Here is a 20,376-nt window from a genome sequence, read left to right as displayed (position 1 = left end):
TATGCTTAAAAAAGTAACAAAAAAAGTTCAATTATTTAAAAACCCAAAATACCCCGACTCTTACACAATAGATCTTAGATTCGAAAAATCTATGGAATATTGCAACTCGAGAGATTGGGGAAAGTGAGGAAAAATAATGTGAATAATATTACCAATTCTCGCAGTTCTGTGAGCAGGATTTCTAGTCTCTTTAATAATCCCTATTACTTCTGCAGATTATTGAAAGCTTACTTTTGAAGATTTCTTCTGAGAGGAAAGAGTAGTTATCTGATGTTATAACGACATATCTTGAGAAACAAGAGAAGAAAGATCATGTACTCAAAGATGAGATCATAATATTATGACTCCTCCACAAAGAGACATCAAATCATGGAAGAAATATTACAACGAGAAACAAATTATAAACAGATTAGCGCTTGTAAATTTTGAAAGCTGATTTTCTGAGACTGCCAGCAATCCAAGTGCATGGTGATATGTACAAACACTCAGAAGTCACGGTATATCTCCAGATATAGAATCACAACTCGCATGGATGAAGAATAGAGAAGAAGTATACCGACAAAGATATTTCCAAGGAAAATCTGGAACACTTGATGGGTGTGGGAAATATTGGGAATTTGATAATCTCAAAGATTGATTTGAAGCCTGAGAATACGGTGTTTTATCTTGTCTTTATAGATTCCATTATCATGCAAATAAAGGTACTTGGTATGCCAAAAGGTGAATAATTGTAACTGAATTTTATAAAAATTATTTTAATATTAGTTGATCTTATGACAAATAAAAACCCAGAAATACTGAAGGAAATGCCTTCAGAAAAAAAAGAAATCAAAGAGCTCGTAATTTTCCCAGGATTTGACCTGAAAAATTCAAACCAAATTGAAGCAAAAACACTCGAATTACAGAAGCTTGCATGAGAGCTCAAAGAAGTTGATAAATACTCATTTGATAGAGCTAAAGGCTACAAGAAAAAAGTGATGGATCATTATAAGAGAATTGAGGAAACCAGAGTGAATCTCAAAGCTCCTGCACTTGAGGCCTGTAATATGATTGAAGCTCAAGCAAATAAGTTTAAAGAGCCACTTGTAATACTAAAAAATGAGCTCACTGATAAAATTACAGCTTTCAGTGAAGCTGAAGAAAAAAGAAAACAAGAAGAAAAAGAGAGAGTTCAATGAATCATTAATTGATTTCTCCTTATCGAAACACAAGAAGAATTAAAGAAATATTTTAAAGCACTTCTAGAATCTGATAGAAAGAAGAAACAAATTGCTGAATCGTTTAGAGATAGAAAGTTATACCTGGAAGAGCAAGAAAAACTTAGAAAGATGAAAGAAGAGCAAGCAGAGATTGAGAAAAAAATAAAAGCTCAGGAAGATATAGAGATTGAAAAAATTTCAAAAATAACTTCATTTGAGCAAATGCAACACATGGAAGATTATATTGAAAATATGTATGGAAGAAATCATTCAGTACCTATTGAGAATGCAGTCTCATTAAAAATTAAGGAATTAAGGGAGCTAGAATCTATTGAAAATAAGAAACTCGAAGATCTAGAAAAACAAACTAAAGCAGAAGCAGAAGTAAAAGAAATTGTAGTAGAAAAAGACTCTGTATTACCTGAGAAAGAAGTGGAAGTGAAAAACGACTCAATACAAGCAAATGATACTAAAAACGCTATCAGTGAAGAAAAAGAACCAAGTTTGTTTGAAAAATTTGATTATCTCTGCTCAAAAATAAATTTCGCAGATTCCAATCTTGATAGTATCGCGATTACATACATGAACGATTTATTTATTGAACTTAAAAAACTCTCTTAATATGAAAAAAATACTGTTTTTTGATACCGAAACAACTGGTGTCTATATACCTTGAGCTCCAATAGAAGAGCAACCACATATGCTTCAATTATGAGCTTTATTTTGAAAATTTTTAGAGGCTCATGAGTTAGGTGATGGTGAAGTAATACCAATTCCAGATTGAAGTGACGAAAAAATAAATGAGCTCTTTAATCCGTGAGTTCTAATTCCTTTAGGATCCACAGAAATACACTGAATCACTCAAGAAATGATTCAGAACAAAGATAGATTCTTCTGGTATGCAAATAAATTCGCCCAACTCATAAATCGAGCAGACATCATAGTGTGACATAACGTAGATTTTGATTTTAAAATTCTATCAACCGAATATCGAAGAATTGCTGCAGAAACAAACTGGGATTGAGTTGATGCTTTTTTAAAAATGTTCGAATCCAAACTCTCATGCACCATGCAATCCTCAATACAGTTTTGTCAGATACCAGGAAGGTACAGATGATACAAATGGCCCAAACTATCGGAACTCCATATAAAACTGTTTTGAGTGGATTTTGATGGAGCTCATGACGCATTTGCTGACATTGTTGCTACTAAGAATTGTTACTTCGAACTCAGAAAAAAGAAACTCTTGTAAAAATTATCTCTTTTAAGAAATAAAAACATATGAAGAATTGATACGCAATTTGTATGAATGAATGGATCTTCGATAAGGATATAAAAAACGAATTAAATCTGCTTTTATATATCTCATCACTTGCAGCAGAAAAATGATACTGTCATGCAGGAAACATTCATTTATCAGAAAAATTTGAAATTGATGACAAAACTATAAGTAGAAAAATATCAAAACTTCAAAGCCTATGATATATCGATATCGAATACAAAATGAGAGGATGTGAAGTTATATATAGACATATTTATTTAATAGATTCTCCCTATAAAACACGAGTGACAAAAAAGTCACTCGACGAGTGACGTAAAAATCACTCGACGGGTGACGAAAAAGTCACGGATAATAATACAAGAAAGAATAATACAAGACAATATAAGAAGTCTTTACCAGAAAGAGATAAATCTCTTCTGGAAAATAAAATTTATTTTTTGAATATTCTTGTTTTAAAAATCATAGAAGTCTTTTATAAAAATTCCTATGAATATAAAACCTCAAAGGATTTTTTATATTTTAATTTAGATAAACCACAAATACAGCATTATGTGAAAACACAATGAGAAGAAAATGTGCTGGCCGCGTGGTGTGATGAAATTAGAAAATTAAAAGAGATTGATTGATATAACGAAACGCAAATCACTTACATCATAAAATTTGTTAAATCTGATGACTTCTGGAGTAATCAGATTATTTCTATGTCAAAATTTAGAGAAAAGAATAAACAAAAAATACCATTTTTCGTAGAAATGATTTGAAAAGTGAAAGAAGAAGCAGAGAAGCAACAAAAGAAAAAACCAATAATTATGTAAAAATATTTTATGACTACACAAATAAAAAAACATGTCCCCATGGTCTGAGTACAGGTAGCATTTTGACTCGAAACTGAAGTTTTATATTGGGAGTGATTGATTGAGAATTTTAATTCCATCTACCAACAAGCAGAAGTTATAAGATTTCCAAGGCACAATAGAAATGTAGTAAAAAATAAAATCAAAGATTGGTGGGAAGTGAAAGATCAAAAATCTATTTCTTATGAGGAGAAACTTGCTGGATTGGATCCTGAACAAAGAACTGTTGTGAAGTTTCATATAGGGAATATGAAGAAAAACATTAATAGGGAACCTACAATTACAGAATTAGATTCGATAATCACCACAGTAATTTGAAATGTAAAAAGTGAAGAAACTCAAGAATTCAAAACACTAAATGATGTTGAGAGATTTAAAACATCTCTTCAGATAACTAAAACGAGAATTGCAAAAATAACGACATGAAGTTACTGGTGATTTAATCCAAAAAAAGAAGCATGCAAGTAGATTTTACATCAGAGGATTTAGTGTATATCGAAAGTGAACTCGATGAATACGATATTTTATATATAAGAGCAGAACGTGAATACCAAAATAATAAAAACAGAGTGAAAGATGAATTTTTACTCTCACTACAGTATCGCCGAAATAGAATCAGGGCAATTGTTGCAGCTCAATTACAAGAAGACAGAGTCTCGCAAGAGCTTCTCGCTGCATCTGAAAGTTGAGAGAATATCCAAGGAAACTTGAATGATAATTGGCACCGGTCAATTTTCTGACCAGGGAAGCAATTATCTTTTCCACGTGAAACAGGTGTATAGGAATTACACACTCGACCCAATAGCTGCAGGAAAGAAAGTACAAATATTTTTTAAACGGAAACCATGTCACTAAAACAAGAAGTTACAATGTTATTAGATTATTGAATTAGAGTTCCTGCAACTTACATAAAAAGTCATGAATATGTCTGACTATCAAACTTAATTTATCATGTGTATTTATCTTCAAATTCAGAATCAGTAAAAACATTTGTTTCTGAAGTATTGTGAGAAGACGACATGACTCAGATGTTTGAAAAAGATTTTCTACCAAAAATTAAACATAATACGACTCAAATTTGAAAGCTTGAAAAGATAGATCAATACAAGACTTATTTTTGAAAAGATTATGTATGAGTTTTTTCATGACATGATGCAATATGTATTGATTTTCAGCTTTATAAAAAATTAAAAAAGATGATAACTGAATCATCACTTTGAGAAGACGACTGTATGGTTTGAATTTATTCATTCAGTGATATGAGTAAAGCTTTAGTGATATTTCATGATGACATACCTATGATAATTGTATCTGCAGTAATCATTCATAAACAAGCGAGCTTATTTTAAGATTAATAATAATATGTTTATCTAACATGTGACAAAAAGAACAATATATCGAAATAGAAATATGTGCATGGCTAATGGAGGAGTGAGCTATGGTATGGGACAATGAAATGAGAGGGTTTTACAATGAGAAACTCTGATTTTATCAAAGAAATAATAATAATTTCGTTCGTCCAGGCATATCAGACGTAATGGCTCTCGTACAATGAAGATTTATCGCTATTGAGGTAAAGAAACCAAGCGAAATGAGTTTTTTTGATAGAACAATAGAAGATCTTAGAGAGCGATTTGCAAAAGCTCAATACACCACAAAGAAACCTAAGAAATACCATCATGCAGTAGAACAAAGAGAGTTCCTTGATGATGTAATCAAAAATTGATGAACTTGATTTTTTGCTTCGAGTATAGAACAAGCCAGAGAGAGACTTGAGGAGAATTGATTTATATTTACATAAATAGTCTATGCAACTCACTAAATTAGAAAAAAGAGCCATGAAAAAATTCATGAGAGCTCATAATATGAACCCGAAAAAACACCGTACTTTATTTTTTGAGACTATCAGAAATGAAAGAAAAAAAGCTGAACAAATTAGAGAGAGCGATGTTACTCTGGAGGGATACTCCGAAAAAGAATCGAAAGCTGAATAGTATTTTATTTGAATTATAGTAATTTTATGAAAACAATATGACACACACTCATAGTAAAATCTATTCCTGATAACTGGAATAAAGAAAGATATTGAATCAAAAATAATACAGTTCGTGAAGTTCCTAATTATGAACAAGAAATATTTGATAAATTTTTAGAAAAATATAACTCTTGAAATCCAGTTTATATTGAAATAGTAAATACTGAAGAACTTACAAGATTCGATAGAGAGGTTACGGATATTACAAAATTCAAAGACAATATTTATATTATATCTTTTAAAAGCAGATAATTATGGCCCACGAAAACATTCACATAATCCGAAACGAAGAAAATCCAGAAGCATTAGATATACTTGCTGAATCTATACTTGAGATAGAAAAAAGCATGAAATCATTACTTACTACTCGAATCAATAGAAAAACACTTGTGAAACTTATTCAGATGAATTGTAATTCAAATCCTAAACCTCGAATTGATGAAATAGACACCGTTCTCCTTTCATTAAATACTTTGAGCAAAGCATTTTTAGTTCCTGATAAAAAATTATAACATGAACTATTCAGAACAAGATCATGAAGAGCATTTCTGAGAAGAGTGCCAAAGGTTAGAGCAGAGTTTCCAGGAATCAGAAATAACAGAAACTGATATTGCAAAAGTAATCTTTCTATTTGATAGGAATGCAGCATTTCATTTAGTAAGTTGAGATTTAGCTGAAAGATATAAAGATCTTACAATCTGAGAAATATTTGAAGGTTTCAATGAATTAAAAGTAGAGAGCAATAAAGAATCTACTTGAACTTGAGAAGAGATCAGTGTGGAAGATTTACCATTTTAAATTCAATTTAAATAACTATGAAAACTTTAAAAGCAATTATCTCAATTCTTATAGCAATCCCGGTGATATTTCTCCTTGCATGTTATATAATATTTCTACAACCATTTATTATTTTATATTCGTTAATATGGATGAATAAAGTTTGATTAATGCTCCAATATAATCAGTTGAAATTAGAACTTTACCCGAGAATTGTTACTACAAAAAAATAAAAATATATCACTAAATTATTTAGAAAATGAATAAAAAAATAAAAATTTGGAAGAAAGAAAAATGAGGAAAAGTAATTCATAAGGTATTGGAATATGAAAGTATTCAATGTTTTCAAACGTACGTTGTTGTAAAAACCAAATCAAGTGTTCATGTAATTTCTAGCTTTGAGGAAATGGTGACAGATGTAGATTCTTTTGAGGATCTGCAGGCAAAATAAATTCTTGTATTCTAAGGTGATATTGGTATAATTTGTATACATTTTTCGAATATTTTTCTCTTAACCGATTCAGGTAAGAGTGTTGTCTCCATTGGAGACTTTCGCCGTACTGGCAACACTTTTATTTACGTCGGTTTTTTTATACGCAAGTATCTCAGTGGAAGAGGCTTTCCCTTTCAAGGAAAGAGTCGCAGGTTCGATTCCTGCCTTGCGTTACCTATAAAATTTTTTCACCTGTTCGTTAGTCATACAACCATTTCGAGGGATTAAGCAGCTAATACTCTTACCCTGAGCCTCGAAGTGGACAATACAGGTCGAGCAGGAGCCTAAAAAACTTTTTAGCTTGTGTTGTACGTTTTATTCTCAGGGTAACGAGTGGCTGAAAGCATTTTATAATAACAAAAAATATGGATTTAATACAGGATCTTAAGAAATATAAAAAAGAGCTCATTTATTTAAACATAGATGAGATAATTCCGTATGAGAAGAACAATAAAAACCATACGAAGGAATCGGTTGATTGCCTAGAAATTAGCATGAAGAAAGTTTGATATATAGCTCCAATAATCGTTGATGAAAAAAACATGATTATTTGTGGCCACTGAAGACTCCTTTCTCTGAAGAGATTTCAAGAAAATGAAGTAGATGTTATTAAAGTTCATTGAATGCCTGAGAAGGAAAAAAAGTATTATCGAATCAAAGATAATACTTCGAACCTATTGTCATGATACAACAAAGAAAATCTGATGTCAGAACTAATGGAATTATGAGACTTCTGAAATGATATTCCAGATGATCTTCCTTTCGATATGAATTTTGATATTTTTGATGAAGATGAATTTGATGCTGATATTGAAGACCATGTACCTGAAGTGAATCCTGAAGATCTCATTATCCAAAAATGAGATATTTTTCAATTATGAAATCATTACTTGATGTGCTGAGATTCATCTGATCAGAAGGATGTCTGAGAATTAATGAATTGAGAAAAAGCTCAAATGATTTTTACTGATCCACCATACAACGTGAATTACAAAGGTCAGTGAAAAAATACGAAAAGATGAATAGAGAATGATCATATGTGAGATCAAGCTTTCGATGACATGCTGGTATTATGGTTCCAAAGATATGCTGAAATTACAAGAAATACTGCATGAGTTTATGTATTTCACTCTTCCTCTACTCAAGCTCAATTTGAAAAGGCTTTACTAAAAACAGGATTTGATATTAAGAATCAAATAATCTGGAATAAACCTTCAGCTGCTCTCGGGTGGTGAGATTATAGATGGAAACATGAACCTCTATTTTATTGCTCCTTGAATCAATGAAGAACAAATTTTTACTGAGATAGAACACACGGAACAGTAATAGATACTTTCAAAAATAAATCTGACTCTCAGATTCTTAATATTATCAAAAGAGCTCGAGCTGCTGAAGAACAATGAAAGTGAACAATCTGGAGTATGAAGAGAGCGAATGTTTGAGATTATGTACATCCAACTCAAAAACCAGTTGAGCTTATTGAATATGCACTCTTCAATAGTTCGAAACAACATGACATCGTGGCAGATTTCTTTTGAGGTTCATGAAGTACTCTCATTGCATGCGAAAAGACAAATCGCAGCTGCAGAATGATGGAGTTAGATCCATTATTTGTCCAGGTAATCATAAAGAGATATTACGATGTTACCAAGTCGAAAAAAGAAATCTGATGTGTAAATCGTGAAATTGATTTTAATTTTTTAGAGAAGTAATCGATGGAAAATACATGGTTCATATGGGAAAGTAATCCACTCTTCCAGGATATGCTGAGAAGATCTATAACGAGGACAGATGATGTCAATCAATCCAATCTCGCAGCAGCTCAGAAGATAATCCAATCTCGCATGATGCGAAAGAAAAGAAATAAGATTTTACGAAAAATTAGAAATGGCAATTAAAGCTGGTCCATCTCCTGAAAAAAAACAAGCTGCAGATAAAAAGATTCCTGTAAAAAGAACTCTAAAATCTGTGGCTAAAACTATTTCAAAAGAAGATAGATCTGCTTCAGCTAAAAACTTAAATCAGAAGCTTCCAAAATCTTTGAAAACTAGTACAAAAAAGTGAACAAAATTAGATTGAACAAAGCGAAAGAGTAATGCATGAGCAAAACCAGTCATGACAGATAATGTACTCCGACAATTAGAGTTATGTTTTATGGTAGGTATGAATGACCTAGAAGCTTGTGTATTTTGCGAAATCTGAAGCTCTACTCTCTATGATTATCAAAAATCTCATCCTGAATTTCTGGAGAGAAAAGCACTTTGGAAGAATAAAATAACTCTTCAGGCAAAGATTAACATCTGAAGAAGTATAAAAGATTGAGAAGTTTCTGATTCTAAATGGTGGCTCGAGAGGAAAGCGAGAAAGGAATTTGGGAATAGAGTTGGACTGGTTGATGATTCAGATTTGAAGTTTGAAGAGGATGAGTCAGATGTTGAAATGTATGAACTAATTCTTAGCAGAAAAAACAAGAAATAATGACTCCACAAGAAATACATATTCCTTCAAAGATTAAATCATTAGCTAAGAGAAAAGAACCTTCTGAGAGCGATATTTTAAATTATATTTTCAGAAATCCGAAAGCAAAAAAATCTCGAGTTCTTATTCTAGAATCAAGATTTATTGAGTTTATGGAATATTATTTCCCGAGAGAGTTTTATCATGAGATGGCTCCGTTTCAAATCAATTATTCAAAAGATTTGCAGAATGGAGAAGATATAATCTTTGTTTGATTTCGAGAGTGTGCTAAATCTATGATCTTAAGATACTACTATGTTTGGTGCATCTGTTACAGGAAAAAGAGATTTATCATGCATTATAATGATAATTTCACCAAGGCTAAGAAGATGCTTCTTTCGGTGATCATCATACTCGAAAAAAACAAGAAAATAATTAGAGATTACGGATATTTATATATACCTGCAGAATGAAGAAAACAGAGAGATATTTCAAAGAAATCTGTGACTGAATTTATCACAACAAATCAAGTCATGATGAAAGCGATGTCTCCAGGTATGAGTCCAAGATGAGAAACTTTCTATTCTTCAGAAGGAGAAACACTTCGTCCTGACTTGGTTTGATTCGATGACCTGGACACACTCGAGAATACAAAGAATCCAAAGATTATAAGCGAAGCTGTAGAGTTTATTCTTTCAGAAGTTATGTGATGACTCGATGCTTTTGCACAAAAAGTCTTTCTTTGAAATTCTATCAGGGAAGATGGGAGAGTTATAAGACTCAAGAAACACTTCGAATCAGATGAAGCATTTAATATAAAAATCTACTGGCAAAAGATTCGAGAGAAGTGAAAGATTGCATGGAGTAGATTTGTAGCTACTGATAAAATTGCCGATAGGTTAAATAAATGAATCACTAATACGAAGGCCATGTTTATTTCTCTTCAGAAGAAAAGAAGAGAACAAGGAAGTATCGCATATAACTGAAATTTTAATCTTATTCCATATGTCGCATGACAAACAATTATCGGAAAGACTCTCATAAAATATTGGTACTCTAAACCAGATAAGGTCAGAATCGTAATGTGAGTCGATGGAGCTCTTTCTGAGCAAACAATATCAGATCCAATGGCTGTAACCATAACAGCTCATTATACCAATGATGAATGAAGAAAGTTTAAATACATCTTATGATCCTGGAAACTTGAATGAGCTGAGAAATCTGAAGAGAATTACAAGAGATTTATTTCAGAGAAATATAAACAATTTAATGTGAATATTATTGTTCTTGAAAGTCAGTGAGGTGGACTTGCTATTGGTCCAGTCCTGAGAAAAGAAAAATTAGCAGTTGTAATAATTTCAGCAACGAAAGATAAGACTCAAAGACTGATGGAATTCCAGTGAGATTTTGAAAGAGGAGAAGTAATGTTCTCGCCAGATAAAACAGGAGAGCTCGAAACTCAGCTCCTCGCGTTCCCAAATGCAACAGAGGACGATATGGTCGATAGCATGGTATATTCGTTCTATGACATCAAGGTTTGATGATTTACAAGCAGTGCATCGAAATAGGTTAAATTTTACTGAACTTAACACAATTTTACTATGAATGTAATCCAAAAATTAATCAAAGATCTCCAGGATAACTGACCATGATTTATGGCTAATAAGATTGGAGTATCTTATAATTTTATGTATCTCATATTTGTAAATTGAGCTCCAGATAGAATCAATTCTTGAAAGCTAGATTTGATTTATAAGTTCTATAATCAGGAGAAAGATGACTTTTATTTAGAGAATCAAAAGAAGTGGCAAAATCCCACACAATCTATTCTCTGAAGTTTGTTTCGAAAGAAGAGATTAGAAAAATTCTTGAGTGTGGATGATGTAGCAAAACTGGTGAGATGAGACTCACTTGCAATCCATCGAATAGAATGAGGAAGCACTCTTCCAAATTTTAACTCATATTATATCACAAAGTTCATGGAGATTTACGATTTTACTGAAGAAGAGAAACAAACTATTTCATGGTTCATTGTCATACTTCGAGATGTCATCAATATTTACAAATGATGAAATGACATTGAAAAAAAAGAGCAGGAGTGTATCACTTAATAATAGTATTTCATAAAATCTTATAATGGGAAACAAAAGTAAAGCTGTGACATTCTCTAAAATCTCAGTAACAGTAGATCCAAAACATCCTCTGCAGAAGACTCAAACAGCTCAAGAAATCATGACTAAAGTTGAGGAATCTAAGCAACTTTCAGAGAATACGAAGTGATACAAGGGAATGATAAATCCTGAAATCTCTTTCGATTTACTGAGAAAAACTGTAAGAAGTTCTTCTCTTTTATCATGAATAATTAAAAAAATCGCTGCGAGTTGTGACACTGGATTCCTTGAAACTTCAAACGAGGATTTAAATAAAATTCTCAATAAACTAGATGTAAATGAATGAGTATTTAATTTTTGTACATTCGGAAATTTCTTCTATGAGATACTCACTACAAATTGAAATAAGATAATCGAATTAGATCCTATACTTACTGAAACATGTCTCATTGCTGAAGATACAGATTGAGAAGAAAAGCTTATTCAGAAATGAAGTTGAAATGAGGAAGTTGAATGGGGGAAATGAGAATTTATTCATATTAAAAGAGCATCACTCACGAGTAAGTATTATTGAGATACTATTTTTGTAGATTGTATCGAATCTATTCTCATTCTCTATTTCATTGAACAAGTGTACCGAAAACTCTTTGAGAATGGATTTATTGAACCAACACTTCTTGTAGATGAAGATAATGTAATGACTCCTCAGGATAAAGCTGCTATTACAACATTTATTAAAGATTATTTCAGAGGTGTGAATAACGGTCTTGAGATGTGAATAGTATCTTGAAAACTTAAGAAATTAGATATCGCGAGCAAGATAGATCATAATTCTTTTATTGCTCTCAAGAAAGAAATTAAAGAAGATATCGCAATCGCTCTTCAGATTCCCTTTGATTTACTTTCTTGAAAAAATTCAAATCGTGCGACTCGTGAAAGCTCATTAGAAGATTTTAATCTCACAACTATCAAGCCTACTCAGGCTCGGTTCGTGAGACAATTGAAAGAATGACTTCGAGAATATTTCCCTGATGCTGTAGATGAAATAGAAATGAATCCAGTCGATACAAAAAACCAAAAAGAAGAAGCTGAAGTTGTCGATAAGCTTATTAGAACTTGAGTCTTTAGTATTGATGAATGAAGAGAATATATTTGATATGAAATAACATGAGCTGCAGATAATATGATTCATAAAGTTTATGGATCTTGAAACTCAGATAAGACTCCTGAAGAAGATGCAGTAGAAGAAGTACTTCAAAAAATGTATGAAAAAAAATGAAAAAAATAAATAAATCATGAGACCTTCGAGGGAAAGAATTTACATCTACAGTCGCTGCATTCAAGAAAGTGGCCACAAAGTATTTCGAGCTGCAGATACAAGACTATTTAAGTTATATTGATTGAAATCCTCAGTTATTTATTGGTGTCTCAGAAAACTCTGAGAATGAAATTAATCAGGTTGAAGTGCTCCTCGATAAGATGAAAAAAATATCAGCTGAAGAATTAGAAACAATTGTTGAAGAGTTTGTGAATGTACATGTAACTTGATATGTCGCTGGTCAAAACTTCTCTGAAAAAAAAGCACAATCTGAAATTCCTGTATGAGTTAGTTTTGATATAGATAATTCTGAAGCAATTAGTTGGGCTAAAGTTCACGCATGAGAAATGATCAGATATATCGATGAAACAACTCAGAAGGAAATCTCAAAGATTATTTCTGATTCGATTGAGAACTGAAATTCTGTTGATTTATTGAAAACTAAAATCTATACTAAGTTTTGAAAATACAATGAAACTCGTGCAGCTCTAATTGCTCAGCAAGAAATATCTATTGCATTTGCCCAGGGGAAGAGAATACAATATGAAAAATATTCTAATTATTTTAATACGGTATGATGGAAAAGAAATATGGACCAATGAGATTCAGCAGTTAGAGATTCTCATGAGGAAAATACTTTGGAAGGTTGGATTCCAGCAGATCAAGCATTTAAAGCAACTCAGACTCAAGATGAACCTCATTGATTTTATTGTAGATGTTATGTAGATAGAAGACTCACAAATCCAGATGAAGATCCTTTATAAACGACATTGAAAAAAAAATCTCAGAAAGTACCGTAGTTTTATTACTTGGTACTTTTTTTAATTATGAATCTTCGAAAAACATTTACAGAACTTCAAAATAGTATCAACACTAAAAAGAAAAACTGAGTTGAAGTATGTCCTTGATGTGACCACGATTATTGTTCTGATTGCTGATGTTTCATGGATAAAACAAAAAAAGAAATAAAGCTACTTAAGACTGAATCACACAACACAATAACATTCGTAGCACTTGAACCAGATGTCGAGGATAATAACTGAGATACAGCTTCGCGTGACGAAGTAATAAAAGCATGCCATCAATTTATGATCAACATGCAGGAATCTTGAGTTACTGCGAATATAAATCATGAAGAAGATACAGATATCGATTGTACTGAAGCAAGATTTGTGGAGTCCTATATTCTTCCAATGGATATGGAATTCGAGCACTGAGTTGTCAGTAAATGAAGCTGGCTAGTCGCAATTAAATTTAGTGATGCATTATTTGATAAAGTTATAGCATGAGAGATTATTTGAATTTCTATCGAAGGGTGGTATCAAAAGGAACTTATTATTTAAAGATTATTATTATGAGCTTCAATATATTTTGAATTAAAACTGAGAAGATTTCTCTCGTTACGAGTGATCATACTCCTGCAGTTAAAAAGGCAACTACAGGTTTTGCAATGTTCAAGAAAGTCCTTCTAAAAAAGGAAGTTTATGACATGAAGAAAATTGAAAAACTACAGAAAAGACTCTCTCAAGAGTAAATGACATTGAAAAAAAAAGCCCAAACTCAAAAATGAAAAGAGTAATATTATTAATTATTAAATTATTCCTATGAAAGAAAAATTTGAAAAAATGAAGAAAAGCTTGAGTGAAGCTCTAGAACTTCTCAAAACTCAAAAAGGAGATGAAGCTTTAGAAAAACTATCTGAAGCAATCGATTGAATCGATGACGTAGAACAAGAGTTTGAAAAAACTGAAGATTCTATGAAAAAAACAACTGAAGAAAATGCATCTCTCTGAGAAAATATGAAGAAGATTGAAGAGAAAATGGAAAAATGGGCTGACTTGTATGTAACAGCATCAAGCTTGAAAGAGTTAATGGATGACATGAAAGATGCGATGACAGGTGCTATGAATAAGATGCAAGAAGAGATGACAAAAACAATCGAAGATCTTCCTAAAGGTTCTAAGCAAGTAACGAAAACTACTTGAGGAGAACCAGAAAAAGGATTATGGGATGAAGTGGTAGCTGGATCATAGTATTTTATTTAAATTATTTTTAGAAACATGAAACACAATATTTTTATGAGACTCTTAGCTCAAATTTTTAGTTTCCATTTGGTTGCTACTTATGTTGATGAACCAGGTTCAGGTGGTGGAAGTGATGAGAGATTAGAAAAAGCTTTTGATGCACCTACTTTAGGTTCAAAACTTGTAACTCTTCGAGAAGAACAAGCAGTTGCATTCATTGATTATATGAAAGATGAATCTGCAATACTTAAGAAAGCTCGAGTCGAAAGAATGGATGGTCCAAATAAAACTATCGCAAAATTATTTGTTATCGGAGATTTTCTGTATCCAGGGAGTCATTCAGAAGTTGATACTTCGAAAGATACTACATTTGGTAGTGATACTCTAGAATTAAAATCTGAACTCGTGAGAGGTCAATTCATGGTAACTGATCAAGAACTTGAAGATAATATTGAGAAAGGAAAAATTGGTGAAAAATTCATGAGAATGATTGGGAAGAAAGTTATGAATGAACTTGATGTTCTCTCATTCTATGCTCGAAAAAGAGGGAATCCTCTTACAGTAAATCAACTTTTTGATGGATTTAAATATAGATCTCTTGAAGGAGCTCATATTATTGATGCAGCTGATACAGATACATTTGCAGATAGACTCGTGAAAAGAGAAAAATTTATCAAAGCAATCAAGGCTATGCCTTCTAAGTTTGCAAATGATGCTGAATTTATTACTTCTCGAGGTGTTGTTATTGATTACACAGAACAATATACAACAATTGCAGATTCACTTGTAAAGACTGATCTTCAAAGAACAATCGCTACAATGCCATATACTCAAGCAAATCTCATGAGAGATGGAGAACCAGTTCTTCTTGGAGGATGAGCTGCAACTACTACTGCTTCAGTTTCTGCTGCAGGACAAAAAGTGATTGCGGTTACATCTGCAACTTGAGTAACTGCTGGAAAAGCATTTGTTACTGATATTGGTACAGAGAAAGAACAAGTTCATATAGTAGCTAGTGTATCAGCTTCAAATATTACTATGGTATCTAATATCATGTATGAAATTGAATCTGGAGCAACATTCACTGAGGTTACTCTCGATGGTTCTGACGCACTTCTCACAGATCCAAAGAATCTTATCTACGCTATTCAAACAGGTGGTAGCGCTTCAGATAGAATTAGTTTTGAAATTCATAGAATTCCTGGAGTTGGTTACAGATATTACTTCAAAATGAGAATCGATATTCAAATCGAAAATCTTGATGCTGTAGTACTTGTGAAAAACCTAAAAGTTATTTAATCGGATATCTCTCTTCGGAGAGATTTCTCATTTAATTTATTTTTAATTATAATATTATGAGCCAAATAGAAACTGTACAGGTAGTGAATACAACAAAAAGAATTTATAATTGAGTAAGACCAGGGGAAGTTCGAGAAATTAATAAAATTAATCTCTGAGCTTATAAGAGTTTTTGATTTGAAGTTCTTGGGAAAGAAATACCAAAACAAGAAGCTCCTGTAGTTGATAATTCATTGACTGTAAAAGAAATCAAAGAAAAACTATCAGTACTTTGAGTTGAGTTTGATGCTAAGGCAAAAAAAGATGAACTCCTAGAACTTTTAGAGAATTCTAATACATGAAAAACTTGAGAATCAGATCTTACAGGAACTAAAGATTTAGAAAAACTTCTGAATGATAATTGAATAGAATTTGCTGAAGGTGATGATTTGAATCAAATCGCTGTTGATAATGGATTACTTTAAAATGACATTGAAAAAAAAGCTGAGCTCTCTAGTCTAACTAGGAGCTTATTTTTTATTCTAAATTTTTATGGAATATTGCAGCCTAGTAGATCTGAAAAAAGTATTATCAATTCCTGAAACTGATACATCCCAAGATGTAAGATTGACGGATTTAATAACTACCCTTACATCATTAGTAGATCTAGAATTATGATGGAATTTATGAGAAAAGGAAATTACTCGAAGAGTTTCTGGAATGTGAAGCAATAGACTTTTACTCGAAGGACCAATTAATTGAGTTTTAGAAGTAAAACAGTTTACGAATATATCATCATGAGAATTTAATAACGTCTGAATAGATTTTTTTGAATGAGCGATAGTATACCTGGACAAAGTCATCCCAAAATGAAACAAAAATGTAGAGATTATATATAAAAGAGGATTTACTTCAGTTCCAGTTGATGTTAAAACATTCTTCCTGAAGTATTGTACAGAAATGAATAGTATTCAATTGAATTGAGAAGATACAGTCAAAAACAAGAAAATAGAGTGATTAAGTATTACATATTTCTCTCCTTCAGAACTCCTAGATGGGAAAAAAATGAATAGCTTGTCAGACTTTTCCTCGATACTAAAAAAATATAAAATTTTTAATTCTATTCACTATTAAACTATGTTTCTTTGAGCTTTTAGAAAAGATATAAGAAATTACACTCACAAATCAGTAAGTAGTAATAAGAATAGTATCTGAGAATCAATTGAGAGCTTCTGAGAAGATGCTTTAATCAAATGAGTACTAGTTCAACTCAAAACTCCTAAAGAGATATGAGGGACACTCACAAAGCAGATTTCAGAGCATGCATTATATAGCTCATTAGAATTTGATTCGAAGAGAGGAGATCAGATTATACATTGAGATGTAAAATATAGTGTGATCACTTCGAGAGTAGTACAATATTTTCAACAAGATGATCCTTTCAGGATTCATTATTTGCAATTAATACAATAATGGCCGAATTTAAATTTAGTAATGATTTTATCATGGAGCAAGCTATTAATTTTGCTCTCTTAGAAGTTACTGTATTCTTAGAACAAAAAATTCGTGAGAATACTCCTCGAGATAAAAATAGACTTCCAGATAATATAAATCGAAAGGATTGATTGGCTCCAATTAGAAAATGAAGAAATCCGGTGATAATTTGAGGGAACTGGTATGAATGAGTTACATGAAATTTAAAAAGAAGTATTTGACATGAGAAACTTGGAGATATGATCTATCAACTCTGAGTAAAGAAATGACCAGCTACCGAATATGCGAGAGCTCAAGAATATGGATATGCACATATTCCTGAAAGAAGTTTTGTAAGAAAATGAATTGAAGATAATCTAGAGCAAGCAAAGAATATCTTTGAAAAAGCATTGAAACAATATTTAAAAATATAAATTATGGCTAAAAATATTAAAGGGATTCTCTATTCTATTATGACCAGCGATGAATGAATCATGTCTTTAGTAGAAAATTCTGACCAGGTATATTATCAAAATGATGATGCTGATGTGAATAGAGCTCAGTCAAAATTTGATTCAAGTATTCCTCTCATTACCTATCATAGAATTACAGATAATGCTGCAGAATATCCAAAAAGAAGATCTCTTTTTCAAATAACATCATGGGCAAAAACAAATCTTCAAGCTGAAGAATTAATGAATGCAATTGTGACATGCTTCAATAGAAGACAAAATATGGACGGGATTTCTTACGTCTCACTGAATAGTGTCGATAGAGATACCTATGATAAAGAAATAAAATGCTGGGGAATACATCTCACTTTTACATTCATTTATAGAGATCTAGATTTCTAAAAGCAAATGACATTGAAAAAAAAATCTCAAAGTATAGCTTAATATAGAATTATTTATTAATTTTATACTATGCAAACAGCAGTACAAAACAGCCAAGCGATTCGTCTATGAAGTGTGAAAATGTTTCTTGATAATGTAAATCTAGGATTACTTGAGGATGCACAACTCGAAGTAGTTTATAATGTTATTGATTTAAGAGCTCATAACTGAAAACTTCCTCCAAGAAAAAAAGTAGAATCTGTAAAAGCTACAGCAAGCATATGGGAATTATTTTTTGATAATCTTTCTAAGATTGATAATCATGGAGTATTCGAAGATATAGCTGCAGCTCCAGTTAATATTACTTGAGAAGCACTCGGTACATGATGGATTGTTTGAAGTCCAATAAAGCTTGCGAATAAAAATGGTGCATATAGCGAAGTTTCTTCAGTAATAATAAATTCTGATGGTTCACCACTTATTTCAGGTACAGATTATTCAATCTATCTATCTGATGGAAGTAATGGAGAGAAATGATATACTTATATCGTTCCAAAAACAGCTCAAACTTGAGTTTTAGTTGCGTCTTACTCTTACACTCCAAACGCTAAGAAAAAAGCTACATGGTCAGATGTAACGAAGCTCATTGCACTCTATGAGCTTAGAATGGTAAACACTGATGAAAATGGTAAAAATCTTACCATAACAATTCCAAAAGGGTATGCATCAGGAAACATGACGTGGGGATTTGTTGCAGATGATGCAGTAGATGAAGTAATGAAAATGCCATTTGAATTTATGGCATTCCCAGATGAAAATAACAAAATTCTTGTTATTGAAGATGAACAATCAGTTTAAAAATCGATAAATAAAAGACCTCAAATATGAGGTCTTTTTGATTTATTAGAAAAAATCATTATAAGTGTTCTATTACTTTTTTATATATTTCCATGAAGAAATGTAAATTCTGTGCTGAAGAGATTCAAGATGATGCGAAAGTTTGTAAGCATTGTTGAAAAGAACAGAAACCTAAAAAGAACATTTGATGTGGTGGATTAATTATAATATTCATAATTATTGTAGGAGTTATATGAGCTATATGAGAACAATTTTCTACTGAAACTAATAATTTACCAACAACTCCTGCTTCTTATTTAAATGAAAATTCATGAGTTGCAAAAATGATATGTAGAAATACAGTAAAAGGACTTTTAAAATCTCCATCAAGTGCTGAATTTAGTGAAGAAGAGGTTGGGATTTCTACTGATGATCAAAATACGGCACTCGTAAATTTAAAAGTAGATTCTCAAAATGGTTTTTGAGCTATGATTCGTTCAGCCTATCAGTGTGAATTTAAATGGAATTGAACTGATTTTGTAATTACTGATGCCAAAGCAATAGAGTTTTAAATATATTGATGTTGAGAATTGAAATTGATAATTATAAATAAATAGCTTATTCTTAGACTCAGAAATGACATTGAAAAAAAAATTTCAAAACCTACCCTAAAAAGTAGGTTTATTTTTTTATTAAAAAAATGTTCTACAACTTAAATAGCTATGAAATTAATATCGTAATTGCCTGAAAAAAGTATTACATGTGAAAAATTTCTCACGAAAAAAAGTGAGAAATTATATCGGCTACTCAATGAATTACTAACAATAAAAAACTTAGGAAAGTTATTATTCCATTTATTCATCAAATACTCAAAAAATTAAATAATTGATATTTAGAATGTAAAGATTGAGAAATATTAGATGAAGAAATTATTAATTTTATCACAAAAATTAAATGCTAAGAATAAAAAATACTTTCAAGTATAACTGAAATTACTTCATTACATGAGAAATTACAGTTCAACAATATCTCAGCTGGTTAATTGAACCAGAAAAAACTATTTTAGAAATATTGAATGAGTTTAATGAAAAAACTCCTAAATTATCTTCAGAACATACGGAAAAATTTTTAGAAATTTTATTCCAAATAAAAGATCATAAAAATAAAAATAACATGAAAGATTTTGATTTCTTGGAAGAGTTTAATGATATGGAATATTTCATAGTACTCTTAGCTAAAAATTTAAATCAACCAATTTCAGAAATACTCTCTCTACCACTCACTTCATACAGAAGAATTTACTCTAGAATTTGAGAACTGCTGGATCCATCTAAATATAAAAGATTATCAAAAAAGGCAGACAGAAAAGCAATCAATGATTTAAAAAATATCTTAAAAAAATAAA

The 20,376-nt window shown here is 31.3% G+C and carries 32 protein-coding genes, 1 tRNA gene and 1 pseudogene; all 34 read left to right on the top strand.

The genetic code is table 25. From position 1 onward, the window contains the following. Position 1 precedes the first annotated feature (1 nt). The 34 genes and pseudogenes from GW846_03315 (at position 2) to GW846_03150 (ending at position 20,375) form a co-directional block, all read left to right on the top strand. Positions 2-784 carry a hypothetical protein gene (locus tag GW846_03315; GenBank protein ID NDK09782.1) on the top strand — a complete coding sequence of 261 codons (783 nt, stop codon included), beginning with the start codon at positions 2-4 and terminating at the stop codon, positions 782-784. Continuing rightward, positions 774-1,820, top strand: a complete 1,047-nt coding sequence (locus GW846_03310) for a hypothetical protein (GenBank protein NDK09781.1) — start codon at positions 774-776, stop codon at positions 1,818-1,820. The genes GW846_03315 and GW846_03310 overlap by 11 nt, the downstream gene beginning before the upstream one ends. Position 1,821: 1 nt before the next feature. Further along, complete coding sequence (locus GW846_03305) at positions 1,822-2,451, top strand: 3'-5' exonuclease (GenBank protein NDK09780.1); 630 nt, start codon at positions 1,822-1,824, stop codon at positions 2,449-2,451. Positions 2,452-2,480: 29 nt separating this feature from the next. After that, positions 2,481-3,296 carry a helix-turn-helix domain-containing protein gene (locus GW846_03300; GenBank protein NDK09779.1) on the top strand — a complete coding sequence of 272 codons (816 nt, stop codon included), beginning with the start codon at positions 2,481-2,483 and terminating at the stop codon, positions 3,294-3,296. 9 nt (positions 3,297-3,305) lie between these two features. Continuing rightward, positions 3,306-3,803: a hypothetical protein gene (locus GW846_03295; protein ID NDK09778.1), complete on the top strand. Its 498-nt coding sequence runs from the start codon at positions 3,306-3,308 to the stop codon at positions 3,801-3,803. Next, on the top strand, positions 3,794-4,117 hold the full coding sequence (locus GW846_03290) for a hypothetical protein (GenBank protein NDK09777.1): 324 nt from the start codon (positions 3,794-3,796) through the stop codon (positions 4,115-4,117). Before GW846_03295 ends, GW846_03290 begins: the two co-directional genes overlap by 10 nt. Before the next feature lie 63 nt (positions 4,118-4,180). Beyond that, a complete protein-coding gene (locus tag GW846_03285) occupies positions 4,181-4,684 on the top strand; it encodes a hypothetical protein (GenBank protein ID NDK09776.1) in 504 nt (167 codons plus the stop codon). 26 nt (positions 4,685-4,710) lie between these two features. Then, positions 4,711-5,136: a hypothetical protein gene (locus tag GW846_03280; protein NDK09775.1), complete on the top strand. Its 426-nt coding sequence runs from the start codon at positions 4,711-4,713 to the stop codon at positions 5,134-5,136. Positions 5,137-5,143: 7 nt separating this feature from the next. Further along, complete coding sequence (locus GW846_03275; protein ID NDK09774.1) at positions 5,144-5,329, top strand: hypothetical protein; 186 nt, start codon at positions 5,144-5,146, stop codon at positions 5,327-5,329. A gap of 26 nt (positions 5,330-5,355) precedes the next feature. Beyond that, positions 5,356-5,622, top strand: a complete 267-nt coding sequence (locus GW846_03270; protein NDK09773.1) for a hypothetical protein — start codon at positions 5,356-5,358, stop codon at positions 5,620-5,622. A gap of 2 nt (positions 5,623-5,624) precedes the next feature. Further along, positions 5,625-5,882: a hypothetical protein gene (locus tag GW846_03265; protein ID NDK09772.1), complete on the top strand. Its 258-nt coding sequence runs from the start codon at positions 5,625-5,627 to the stop codon at positions 5,880-5,882. A gap of 1 nt (position 5,883) precedes the next feature. Next, a complete protein-coding gene (locus GW846_03260) occupies positions 5,884-6,168 on the top strand; it encodes a hypothetical protein (protein ID NDK09771.1) in 285 nt (94 codons plus the stop codon). Positions 6,169-6,406: 238 nt separating this feature from the next. Continuing rightward, entirely contained in the window at positions 6,407-6,598 is a 192-nt protein-coding gene (locus GW846_03255; protein ID NDK09770.1) for a hypothetical protein, read from the top strand. A gap of 143 nt (positions 6,599-6,741) precedes the next feature. Next, a tRNA-Glu gene (locus GW846_03250) sits at positions 6,742-6,813 on the top strand. A gap of 321 nt (positions 6,814-7,134) precedes the next feature. Continuing rightward, entirely contained in the window at positions 7,135-8,352 is a 1,218-nt protein-coding gene (locus tag GW846_03245; GenBank protein NDK09769.1) for a DNA modification methylase, read from the top strand. Positions 8,353-8,355: 3 nt separating this feature from the next. Beyond that, on the top strand, positions 8,356-8,538 hold the full coding sequence (locus GW846_03240; protein ID NDK09768.1) for a hypothetical protein: 183 nt from the start codon (positions 8,356-8,358) through the stop codon (positions 8,536-8,538). 217 nt (positions 8,539-8,755) lie between these two features. Continuing rightward, a pseudogene (locus GW846_03235) lies at positions 8,756-8,989 on the top strand (hypothetical protein). Positions 8,990-9,117: 128 nt separating this feature from the next. Further along, entirely contained in the window at positions 9,118-10,665 is a 1,548-nt protein-coding gene (locus tag GW846_03230; protein ID NDK09767.1) for a hypothetical protein, read from the top strand. Positions 10,666-10,698: 33 nt separating this feature from the next. Then, positions 10,699-11,208 carry a helix-turn-helix domain-containing protein gene (locus GW846_03225; GenBank protein ID NDK09766.1) on the top strand — a complete coding sequence of 170 codons (510 nt, stop codon included), beginning with the start codon at positions 10,699-10,701 and terminating at the stop codon, positions 11,206-11,208. Between the two features lie 46 nt (positions 11,209-11,254). After that, positions 11,255-12,496 (top strand): phage portal protein, encoded by a 1,242-nt coding sequence (locus GW846_03220; protein NDK09765.1) that lies wholly within the window; start codon positions 11,255-11,257, stop codon positions 12,494-12,496. Further along, a complete protein-coding gene (locus tag GW846_03215) occupies positions 12,484-13,290 on the top strand; it encodes a hypothetical protein (protein NDK09764.1) in 807 nt (268 codons plus the stop codon). Before GW846_03220 ends, GW846_03215 begins: the two co-directional genes overlap by 13 nt. A gap of 63 nt (positions 13,291-13,353) precedes the next feature. Next, a complete protein-coding gene (locus GW846_03210) occupies positions 13,354-13,869 on the top strand; it encodes a hypothetical protein (protein ID NDK09763.1) in 516 nt (171 codons plus the stop codon). Positions 13,870-13,880: 11 nt separating this feature from the next. Further along, positions 13,881-14,060, top strand: coding sequence for a hypothetical protein (locus tag GW846_03205; GenBank protein NDK09762.1), 180 nt, complete (start codon positions 13,881-13,883; stop codon positions 14,058-14,060). A 70-nt stretch (positions 14,061-14,130) separates the two neighbouring features. Beyond that, entirely contained in the window at positions 14,131-14,559 is a 429-nt protein-coding gene (locus GW846_03200) for a hypothetical protein (protein ID NDK09761.1), read from the top strand. 27 nt (positions 14,560-14,586) lie between these two features. Next, positions 14,587-15,849: a hypothetical protein gene (locus GW846_03195; GenBank protein ID NDK09760.1), complete on the top strand. Its 1,263-nt coding sequence runs from the start codon at positions 14,587-14,589 to the stop codon at positions 15,847-15,849. A 56-nt stretch (positions 15,850-15,905) separates the two neighbouring features. Further along, entirely contained in the window at positions 15,906-16,313 is a 408-nt protein-coding gene (locus GW846_03190) for a hypothetical protein (protein NDK09759.1), read from the top strand. A 67-nt stretch (positions 16,314-16,380) separates the two neighbouring features. Further along, entirely contained in the window at positions 16,381-16,962 is a 582-nt protein-coding gene (locus GW846_03185; protein ID NDK09758.1) for a hypothetical protein, read from the top strand. A 3-nt stretch (positions 16,963-16,965) separates the two neighbouring features. After that, positions 16,966-17,301 (top strand): hypothetical protein, encoded by a 336-nt coding sequence (locus tag GW846_03180; GenBank protein NDK09757.1) that lies wholly within the window; start codon positions 16,966-16,968, stop codon positions 17,299-17,301. Continuing rightward, a complete protein-coding gene (locus GW846_03175; GenBank protein ID NDK09756.1) occupies positions 17,301-17,735 on the top strand; it encodes a hypothetical protein in 435 nt (144 codons plus the stop codon). Before GW846_03180 ends, GW846_03175 begins: the two co-directional genes overlap by 1 nt. A gap of 3 nt (positions 17,736-17,738) precedes the next feature. After that, positions 17,739-18,155: a hypothetical protein gene (locus GW846_03170; GenBank protein NDK09755.1), complete on the top strand. Its 417-nt coding sequence runs from the start codon at positions 17,739-17,741 to the stop codon at positions 18,153-18,155. Positions 18,156-18,224: 69 nt separating this feature from the next. After that, positions 18,225-18,992 carry a hypothetical protein gene (locus GW846_03165; GenBank protein ID NDK09754.1) on the top strand — a complete coding sequence of 256 codons (768 nt, stop codon included), beginning with the start codon at positions 18,225-18,227 and terminating at the stop codon, positions 18,990-18,992. Between the two features lie 92 nt (positions 18,993-19,084). Continuing rightward, on the top strand, positions 19,085-19,543 hold the full coding sequence (locus tag GW846_03160) for a hypothetical protein (protein ID NDK09753.1): 459 nt from the start codon (positions 19,085-19,087) through the stop codon (positions 19,541-19,543). 128 nt (positions 19,544-19,671) lie between these two features. After that, the gene (locus GW846_03155; GenBank protein ID NDK09752.1) at positions 19,672-19,932 is read left to right on the top strand and encodes a hypothetical protein; all 261 of its coding nucleotides are present in this window, start codon (positions 19,672-19,674) and stop codon (positions 19,930-19,932) included. Further along, positions 19,926-20,375 (top strand): hypothetical protein, encoded by a 450-nt coding sequence (locus tag GW846_03150; protein NDK09751.1) that lies wholly within the window; start codon positions 19,926-19,928, stop codon positions 20,373-20,375. Before GW846_03155 ends, GW846_03150 begins: the two co-directional genes overlap by 7 nt. Position 20,376: the final 1 nt, after the last annotated feature.

The sequence above is a fragment of the Candidatus Gracilibacteria bacterium genome (genome assembly GCA_010119145.1).
Lineage (GTDB): Bacteria > Patescibacteriota > Gracilibacteria > BD1-5 > UBA6164 > JAACSU01.
Note: the sequence above shows the minus strand (reverse complement) of the source record. Positions and strands in the feature narration are given on the sequence as shown.